Origin of the sequence: Paracoccus sp. FO-3 (genome assembly GCF_006386455.1) — a bacterium.
In the GTDB taxonomy this organism is placed as follows: Bacteria; Pseudomonadota; Alphaproteobacteria; order Rhodobacterales; family Rhodobacteraceae; genus Paracoccus; species Paracoccus versutus.
On sequence record NZ_VCBQ01000262.1, the window covers coordinates 1 to 1,326 of the forward strand.

The window sequence follows — 1,326 nt, forward strand, 5'->3', positions numbered from 1 at the left end:
GCCGCAAAGCCCGAAACCCCCGGCCGCAATCAACATCCCGTCCCGCAACACTCCCTCAAGCGCAGACCCGGCGCTGGGATAAAGCTTGTTCGATCCTGTCATTCGCACGCCTCGATTTGATTGATCTCCGACGGCCGGCCTTCCCCTCCGCCACGATCGAGCTTGTCGCATGCGGCAGGAATACTCTATCCGTAGGAATACGTAGTCGAATAGGTATTCCATGCAACCAACCGTCCGCCAGCCCGCGGCCAGGGATTACGACAGTCTCGGCTTCCAGAACGCGCCCGATGCCACCCTGGTCCTGGCCGAGCGCGTGATCGTCCGCGCCAGCCTGATGGTCGAAACCGTCTTCGGCTGGACGCCGCAGGAGCTGGCGGGCCGATCCATGCGCTGCCTTTACCCCGGCCAGACCGATTTCGACCTGGTCGGCGAACGCGCCCGCAAGGCGCTGCGCGAGCGGCCGTTCTATCGCGACGAACGCTTCATGCGGCGCAAGGACGGACAGATCGTCTGGATGGAGGGGCGCGGGCGGACCATGGACCAGGCCAACCCGCACCGCCTGGCGATCTGGACCTACCGGCCGCTGGATTCCGCGGTCGGTGCCGACAGCCTGCTGACCGCGACCGAGAAGCGGATTGCCGGCTATCTGGTCAACGGTTTCACCAGCAAGGAGATCGCCAAATCGCTGGACTGTTCGCCGCGCACGGTCGAGGTGCATCGCGCCAACATGATCCGCAAGATCGGGGTGCGCAACAGTTTCGAACTGGTGCGGCGGCTGCTCGACATTGGCGCAGGCTGAGCGGCATGGACAGCGGCCTGAGTCGGGTGCGGCTCAGGATATCGCCATCGCGGAGGTGGATCAGCCGGGGGGGGGACGGCAGAAATTTGCGCGGCTGAGGCCGTGGTGATGGCGGCGGGAGTCGGAATATGTTTGATTACATAATTTTGGTTATCGGGGAAATTCAACCCTAGAGTGAAAGCCGATGAAACTCGCGATGTTCTGGAAGCTCGTTGAACTGGCGGCCAAAAAAGAGCCATTTTGGCCGTTTCGGCGACCATTGGTTGGCCAAATATTTGCCATTGGATCGCCGATGTAACCAGTATTAAAATATTTCAATGATTTACACTAACGACCGCCCTTCTCGCTTTCCCTGTTCAACGGGCGGCCGAGGCCACTGCGATACTTGATCGTCCCGATTGACGCAGCAGGAACATTTCAGCAACGATCCAGGCACTGACCAGCGATAGCCTCCGAGCGCCGTCTGGCCAGCTGCTATCTCGCCGCCGCTGCTTCGGAGAACCTGAGAATGGCGGTGCGAAATTAGT

General features: G+C 60.9%; 1 protein-coding gene and 1 pseudogene. One reads left to right on the forward strand and one right to left on the reverse strand.

Features of this window, described 5'->3' with window-relative positions:
* Positions 1-102 (reverse strand): annotated as a pseudogene (locus tag FE811_RS28595) (succinyl-CoA--3-ketoacid-CoA transferase); the annotation flags it as partial.
* Between the two features lie 118 nt (positions 103-220).
* Here FE811_RS28595 and FE811_RS26860 point away from each other — a divergent pair.
* Positions 221-799, forward strand: a complete 579-nt coding sequence (locus tag FE811_RS26860; protein ID WP_140849562.1) for a LuxR C-terminal-related transcriptional regulator — start codon at positions 221-223, stop codon at positions 797-799.
* The last annotated feature ends 527 nt before the right edge of the window (positions 800-1,326 follow it).

Excerpts from the sequence above, each read along its gene's own strand:
- FE811_RS26860 (WP_140849562.1), top strand. The coding sequence starts at position 221 with ATGCAACCAACCGTCCGCCAGCCCGCGGCCAGGGATTACGACAGTCTC.